Origin of the sequence: Pantoea eucrina, from assembly GCF_001691555.1 — a bacterium.
Taxonomy (GTDB): Bacteria; Pseudomonadota; Gammaproteobacteria; order Enterobacterales; family Enterobacteriaceae; genus Pantoea; species Pantoea borealis.
In genome coordinates this window covers 67,099-73,671 of record NZ_MAYN01000002.1, presented here as the reverse complement: position 1 = coordinate 73,671, position 6,573 = coordinate 67,099, and the positions used below count along the sequence as shown (strand labels likewise).

Sequence of the window (6,573 nt, the reverse complement as noted above, 5' to 3'; positions counted from 1 at the left end):
GAAACACGCGCTTGGCGGCGCGGCTGTATGCGACGTAGAGCATACGCAGCGTCTGCATCGGGTTGCGGCAGTTGCCAATGTCGCCGAGGTCGATGTACACCTCGTCATACGTTGAGCCCTGCGCTTTGTAGACCGTGGACGCCTGGGGCATCCGCAGATCGGAGAATCGTTGCTTAAAGCGGAAATAAGGCTCCCAGGCCCGGTGCTTCTGCAGCTGCTTGAGCGCCCAGGTGACCTGCTCATAGTCAACCGGCTGGATCAGCGATTCGCCGCAGCTGGTGGTGACTTTATAAACGGGGATCTCCCAGCCGAACTCTTTGAGCATGTCCGGGTCGTGATATACGGCGCCGGTACTCTTTACAGTGAACAGTTGCTCAACACGCGTGCTGGTACCGTCGTGCATGACCACGTTGTTGCACACCAGCGTTTCGCCTGGCTGGAACTCCCGCGGCAGACCGCGCTCCTCACGAATGTAGGCGTTGTACGTCTGCACCCGGTTGTTGGAGTACGCCAGGATGCGCTTATTGGTGCTGTCCTGGAGAATGAAGTCGGTCCGCAGCCGGTTCTGCATCTCCTCATTGGTGAGGTAGACGATGGCTTGGCCATCGGGAACCACGGGGGTGAATACGCTTGTTTTCACCATGGTGCGCAGCTGCTTACAGACAGCTTTCAGCGCCGGCACACCGCGGTTGCGGACAGGCTCCTCCATCTGCACCTGATAGCCGTCGAGCGCGAATACCTCGCTCTCGTCTTCAAAGATGCTGGCCAGCTGGCACTCGTCACCCATGAACAGGAATTTGCAGTTCACGGTACCCTCTTTGAGGATTTTCAGGAGCTGCTTGTCCACCATCGAGCACTCGTCGATGACGATCAGGGTGTTCCGCACGATCTGGAATTCCTTCGACTTCACCAGGCGAGTTGTGCCGTTATCGAAGTCATTTTTGATGCTGAGCTTCATGGCGCTGTGGATGGTGGTGACCTCCTTCACGCCCTTTGTGCCCTTCATGGCGTCGAAAAGCACTTCGGCCGCCTTGTTGGTGGTGGCGGTGACCATGGCTTTCTTGATCGGCTGGCCGCCCATCAGCGCCATGACGCCATTGGGCTCTTTGAGAGACTGGATCATCTCTTTCAGAACAAACGTCTTACCGGTGCCAGCAGGCCCGCGCAGCACCATGAAACGCGCGTCACTGAGCATGAACGCGGTGAAGTTGGCCAGCGCATTCTGCTGGTCATTGGTTAACGTCATTCAGATACCCCTCCCGGGTTTTGAGTTGATGGCGCACTACGCAGCCGAAAACAGCCCGCTGCTGATTTTGCGGGCGTAGTCGGCCTCGATAGTGTTGATGGAAACAATCAGATCCTTTATGACCTGCTCTGGGCGCTGCGCTTCGGCGATCGCCAGCAAAACCCTGCGGGTTTTGGCTGTCACGCCTCGCTGGCGAAACAGAATGCTCCGGGCGCAGGTGAGCGCGGCAAAGCGGGGTGAAAGGGAACTGTTATGCATCGCTAGCAGAATCGACGTGATAAAGCGCGTCAGCTCCATGAGGTGCTGCTTATTATCGGAGTCGGGCATGGTAGCCATGATGAACTGGATGTTCTGGGTACAGATGTTTTTGTGGCGGAACTTAGGCATTAGCGGCGTCCAATGGCGTTGCGCTCGCGCTTCTCGTGATCTTCACGGCAATCGGCGTCGCAGTAGATACCAGGGATTGGTTCGTCGCAGTTGTAGCAGACGCCTTTCGGCTTGAGCGTGGGTTTGCGGTGCGTCAGGGCAGCCGCCAGGGCTACCTCCATACGCTCGTTGGCAATATCAACAATATCTTTCACTTTCGGATTAATCCTATAGACAAATTAGCGTCACGGGATTTTACGGAAAGTGATCCAGAAGTCCATCAGGACATCATCAGTTCCTGAAATTTTTCAATGCTGACGGCGCGCGCCATCATGCACTGGTCGATATCGAAGTGCCCGATGTGGGCTTTTTTGGCGTCGATGCCCATGGTTTCAGCCAGCCACTTATAGGCCGCGTTGCGTTCCATATAGTTGAGCTTCCACAGCGGATCGAATGCCGTATGCGCGTCGGTGCGCGCTTTGCGCAGCTCGGCGTTGGCTACCGGGCCCATGGCGCGGTTGGTGTTGGGATGACAGCCGACGTGGGCGCCACAGGGTTTGCACTGCCAGAACTGTTTACTGCTGAGTTTGGGGAGATGAGGGAAAAGTTCTTTACCGGTGACCAGCTTGGGGGTTTTGCTGCAGTAGGGGCACGGACTGCTCATCATGGGCCTCAGATTCAGGGTTGCGATCGGCAACGAGCGTAAAGCTGCGGTGCCAGTCAGATAGCGGGCGTGACCAGGTCGTGAGGTTATCCACGTTCTGGTACACCACAGTGACAGGGTAACGCTCCTGCGTGCTCTGCTGGTTAGTCAGCAGGAGCACTGAGTAGCGCTGGCCGTTGTAATGCGCCCAGTGTTGTCCGGGCAGAACAGCGATCGTCATATTGCTCCTTTTGACCAAAGGAAGGCGTAGATCATCATGACTGTCAGCATTGAGGTTGCGAACAGGCCAGTGACGGTAACGCCTAAGATGTAGCAGCAGAAGCCGCGCATGGTTACTCTCCGATTAAGGGAGCCACCGTAAACAGATAGGATTCCGGGTCAGCATCCGTGGCTTCACAGATTCCGGACCAGGCTTTACCAGAGGAGTCGTACGTAGTGGGCGTGCATTTTCCGTACGGGTACCGGACGGAGCGCATGCCACTCAGATCGACAGGTCGGGCATGTGACAGCTCGGGAGCCAGGTATGGCGCTGGTTCAAGTTTCCCAGCCACCACCCAGTAGCATTCACCGTCGAGCCAGTAAATCGCATTACCGGTTCGCTGCTGCCATTCATTACAATCGTTACGATGGGCAATCATTAATCGCGCATGGTACGATAAAATTAAGATAAATCCTATCGCCATTAGCAAAAATCCTACTTTTAAGATCTTCGCTATATTGTTACCGGGTAATACAAGGTACATTGACACCGCCCTTGAGATGACCTGCTGGTTGGCGAGGGCGACTACACACAGCAGTACTATATTAGAGCCCGGGAATTACCCGGGCCGCCCCTCTCCGCCATCAACTGGCTTCGCCGAAATTCTTTCTATATATAGAAGAAGCGATCGGGAAGCGTCCGCCGCTTCGATTTCAACTTCATCGCGTTCTTCCAGGCTGACCAGTCCGCCCTTATTCGCGTCGTCGATCATCGCATCGCGGTAACGCTCGATACGGCGCCAGAGCGCCGCCTTCTGTATTGGTTTGAGACTCATAACTACTCCATGAAAAAAGTGCCCCACGAGGGGGCAAGGAGACAATCTACTGCTTTGTTGTTATTCGTCGGTGTCCATGTGAATGAGGCGCCCGAACTCCACGGTCCCATTCGGGTTATCCGCGCATATCCAGATAACCGGGAACGGTGGCTCCTCAGTGATGCGCCGGCAGTGCAGATCTGAGAACACAATCATCAGGTCTGGCGGGTTTGCCCGGGCATGCTCAAACACACAGTCGAGATCGGTACCGCCGCGGCCATGGAACTCCAGGCCGGTGTACCGCTCATCATCAGTAAACCGGTATTCATCCTGAATACGGGTATCGAAGGAGATGATATTGGTCTCCTTCGGAGTGAAGCGCTCGTGAACGTGGCGCACTTCACTGTTAAATCGGGTTCCCTGGTTATCCGTGATTGAACCAGAGATATCCAGATACCAGTTGATGCGGCTCAGGCCGTCACCGAACTGTGAGGGCAGATAGTACTCAGGGAGGAAACGGCGGTTTGGCCGGGACCAGGAGTAGTCATCCTTTATCAGGTCATTCATGTGGTTTTCCAGGATCGTCTCCCACGCCAGCTTAGGGTTAAGCATTGCATCGAGGTACGCTTCCAGGTCACCCGGAATGACTCCAGCTTCCTTGCCGGACATTTTGGAGGCCATCGTCGCTTTCACCAGGGTCGCGATGATTTGGTTTTCGATCTCCTGCTCGCTCAGGCCGCTCATGCGCGGGCCTGGCTTATCAGGCTGACTCGGATCCTTCGGACCGTTGCCCTGCGGGCTGGACAGGTCTGAACCCATCCCGCCCATGTTGCTGAACCCGGAGCCGTCGCCCGGGCCATCCGGCAGCTGATCGTAAATCTGCTCGGCGGTCTGGCCACGGTATTTGTCATCAATCAGGCCAAGGTTCGGGTCAAAGTGATAACCCAGATCCTTGAGCATGATGTTGATGGCGTAATCGCACGCTGCGTTCCACTTTTCAGGGTCGCGATTGCCGCGGCGTAACGGGTGCAGCAGGCCGACGTGCCAGGCTTCATGAGCCAGCAGCGTCGGGCGCATTTCTTTGGAGATTTTCTGGAAGAACTGAGGGTTAATTTTCAGGACATGCCCGTCAGTGCACGCGGTCGGGATGCTCTCGTCCCACGACATTTTCAGGGAGAAATACAGGGTGCTGATGAACATCGCACCCTTCTTAGCGAACAGCCCCATTTTGGCGCGATCGTACATATCTTTGAGGTCTTGCATCTCAGTCTCCAAAAAATCAAAAAAGAAAAATTAGTTCAGGTAAGTCGCGAGCTTTACCAGGCGGCCATACACTTCTTTATTACCCAGCAGCGCGGCTTTGCGGGACTGCGCCAGGCGATACGCCACCACCTGCATTTCCACGTCCAGGCGGTCGAGGAACTTCGTGACCTGCTCGGCGTTGGTTTCGCTGATGTGGTCTGCCACGTAGGTGGCGATCGCAAAGCGGATGGAGATTTCTTCGCTGATGTTCACGGTCTCCGGAGATTTGATGATCTCCTCGATGCGCGGCAGCGACTGGTAGAGCTCGGCAAACGCGATGTATTCCTGCGCTGCGCCCTGGCCTACGGTACCGGCGAACAGCGGCAGGTCTTTCATGCTGACGCTCTGGTTCACAGACAGGCGGCTTGCAAACTCCCAGGTGCGCGGGCACGGGAAAGTTTTATCCTGGTGATCCGGGCTGAACTTATGCAGCAGGCTGGTTTTATAGTTGAGAAAACCGATGATGCGGCTGTCGATACCGTTGGCAGATGCCCAGGCGGTCCAGTCGTCCAGGTTTACCGCCAATTCGAGGTGAACCAGGCGGGACTGCGTTGCCGTGGACAGCGAGTTTACGATCGCCTTATCGGATGCTTTGTTGCCGGCGCAGACGATGGCCACGTTCTGGTGCAGCTCGTGCTGGCCAACCATTTTGTCCAGTACCAGCTTGTAGGCAGCTGCCTGTACTGCGCGGCTTGCCGACGGGAACTCATCCAGGAACAGCAGCCAGCCTTCATAGCCAACCGGCACATCGTCGCCTTTAACCGGGAAGGTCTCCATCGGCACATAGCGCGCCTTCTCGCCCTGCACGTTCGGGAAGCCCATCAGGTCAGTCGGATCGCACTGGCTCAGGCGCAGGTCGATGACTTTCAGTTTCAGCTGCTGCGCAACTGAGTGGATGATGTTCGATTTACCAACGCCCGGGCTGCCTTCTACATAGGGAACGAGTCCAGCCTGCAGGATACGGATGATTGCAGCGCTCAGGTTGGTTGGGTTTAAAGTCAGGTTCATCGCAGTGTCTCCAAAACAAAATTAGGTCCGGCCGTCAGGCCACGGGAAAAAGAAACGCCGGCATTTGCCAGCGTTTGGATTCAGATCAGGAACTGCTATTAATGTGCAGTTGGGCGGGTGCGGGAACCGAAGATTTCCATCTGCACCTCAGCCATGTTGAAGCCTTTACGCTCAACCATGGTCATTAGTGCGCTGACGACTTCTTCCGGCACGTTCGGGAACAGCACTTTCAGGGCAGCGAGCTTATCAGCCAGCGCGTTTTTACGCGCGGCTTTCTCCTCGGCAGATACCGGGGTGATCTCCTGCGATGAGGTAACGAGTTCCTTCGGCAGCGCCTGCTCGTGATCTGCTTCTTCATCACGGATGATGAACCAGTCTTTGGTTACTGCGATCACCTGGCCATTGAAGCAGTGCTCCATGCCCTCTACGTGAAGGTGATAGTGTTTGTTCAGCTGCGGTACGAATGTAGTTTGAGTCACAGTGGGGATTCCTGTGTTAGTTGTCATACCAGAGGACGATTCTCATCTCTCTGACGTTAAGATTGTGGTGATCGGCAATCGTTTTGAAGCCACTCATGAGCTCCTCGACGCCGTCTTTGGCTGATGGTTCGATTTTTCCCATCATCACGTTGATATTGATGTCCTGCTGAGCATCGAGCAGGGTCTGCCAGTTGAGCCACCCTTCGGTATGCCAGTCGCAATAGCCTCTTTCGTACTCATCATTTACTTCCGGGCTGGCGTCTTCCGGAACGCACATATCGGCATCTGGAATAATGCGCACTTCCCATTCACGCCGGACACCGGACAAAAGCCCAAAAAGACCATAATCCTGACCGCCCGTTAATCGTTGATCGTTTTCAAGATAGGTCTGGCCGTCATCTTCGCTGACGGTGTTCAGGTTTTGCCACTGACCATCAACGCGCTTCTCTGCGTAGCAGTGGATATCGCATCCCATTAGTAACTCTCCGAAAGTAA

Annotated in this window: 10 protein-coding genes; all 10 read right to left on the bottom strand. The window is 55.4% G+C overall.

Annotated elements, in window-relative coordinates; genetic code table 11:
* The coding region (locus BBA90_RS02420; protein WP_065647762.1) for an ATP-dependent DNA helicase at positions 1-1,246 on the bottom strand (1,246 nt) is incomplete at its 3' end.
* A gap of 36 nt (positions 1,247-1,282) precedes the next feature.
* Positions 1,283-1,633, bottom strand: a complete 351-nt coding sequence (locus BBA90_RS02415; protein ID WP_065647761.1) for a hypothetical protein — start codon at positions 1,631-1,633, stop codon at positions 1,283-1,285.
* Positions 1,633-1,827 (bottom strand): hypothetical protein, encoded by a 195-nt coding sequence (locus BBA90_RS02410; protein WP_065647760.1) that lies wholly within the window; start codon positions 1,825-1,827, stop codon positions 1,633-1,635. The genes BBA90_RS02415 and BBA90_RS02410 overlap by 1 nt, the downstream gene beginning before the upstream one ends.
* 65 nt (positions 1,828-1,892) lie before the next feature.
* The gene (locus BBA90_RS02405) at positions 1,893-2,279 is read right to left on the bottom strand and encodes a zinc-finger-containing protein (RefSeq protein ID WP_206099882.1); all 387 of its coding nucleotides are present in this window, start codon (positions 2,277-2,279) and stop codon (positions 1,893-1,895) included.
* Entirely contained in the window at positions 2,224-2,496 is a 273-nt protein-coding gene (locus BBA90_RS18530; protein WP_075050696.1) for a DUF1653 domain-containing protein, read from the bottom strand. Before BBA90_RS18530 ends, BBA90_RS02405 begins: the two co-directional genes overlap by 56 nt.
* Positions 2,497-3,094: 598 nt before the next feature.
* A complete protein-coding gene (locus BBA90_RS02395) occupies positions 3,095-3,310 on the bottom strand; it encodes a hypothetical protein (RefSeq protein WP_065647758.1) in 216 nt (71 codons plus the stop codon).
* A 60-nt stretch (positions 3,311-3,370) separates the two neighbouring features.
* A complete protein-coding gene (locus BBA90_RS02390) occupies positions 3,371-4,552 on the bottom strand; it encodes a vWA domain-containing protein (RefSeq protein ID WP_065647757.1) in 1,182 nt (393 codons plus the stop codon).
* A 30-nt stretch (positions 4,553-4,582) separates the two neighbouring features.
* Entirely contained in the window at positions 4,583-5,599 is a 1,017-nt protein-coding gene (locus BBA90_RS02385) for an AAA family ATPase (protein ID WP_065647756.1), read from the bottom strand.
* 98 nt (positions 5,600-5,697) lie between these two features.
* Entirely contained in the window at positions 5,698-6,078 is a 381-nt protein-coding gene (locus BBA90_RS02380) for a hypothetical protein (RefSeq protein ID WP_139074156.1), read from the bottom strand.
* A gap of 16 nt (positions 6,079-6,094) precedes the next feature.
* Entirely contained in the window at positions 6,095-6,553 is a 459-nt protein-coding gene (locus BBA90_RS02375; RefSeq protein ID WP_065647754.1) for a hypothetical protein, read from the bottom strand.
* Between the last annotated feature and the right edge of the window lie 20 nt (positions 6,554-6,573).

What these genes read in the sequence shown, in the direction of transcription:
- BBA90_RS02415 (WP_065647761.1), bottom strand. Translation starts at nt 1,633, where the DNA reads ATGCCTAAGTTCCGCCACAAAAACATCTGTACCCAGAACATCCAGTTC.
- BBA90_RS02405 (WP_206099882.1), bottom strand. Translation starts at nt 2,279, where the DNA reads ATGATGAGCAGTCCGTGCCCCTACTGCAGCAAAACCCCCAAGCTGGTC.
- BBA90_RS18530 (WP_075050696.1), bottom strand. Translation starts at nt 2,496, where the DNA reads ATGACGATCGCTGTTCTGCCCGGACAACACTGGGCGCATTACAACGGC.
- BBA90_RS02395 (WP_065647758.1), bottom strand. Translation starts at nt 3,310, where the DNA reads ATGAGTCTCAAACCAATACAGAAGGCGGCGCTCTGGCGCCGTATCGAG.
- BBA90_RS02390 (WP_065647757.1), bottom strand. Translation starts at nt 4,552, where the DNA reads ATGCAAGACCTCAAAGATATGTACGATCGCGCCAAAATGGGGCTGTTC.
- BBA90_RS02385 (WP_065647756.1), bottom strand. Translation starts at nt 5,599, where the DNA reads ATGAACCTGACTTTAAACCCAACCAACCTGAGCGCTGCAATCATCCGT.
- BBA90_RS02375 (WP_065647754.1), bottom strand. Translation starts at nt 6,553, where the DNA reads ATGGGATGCGATATCCACTGCTACGCAGAGAAGCGCGTTGATGGTCAG.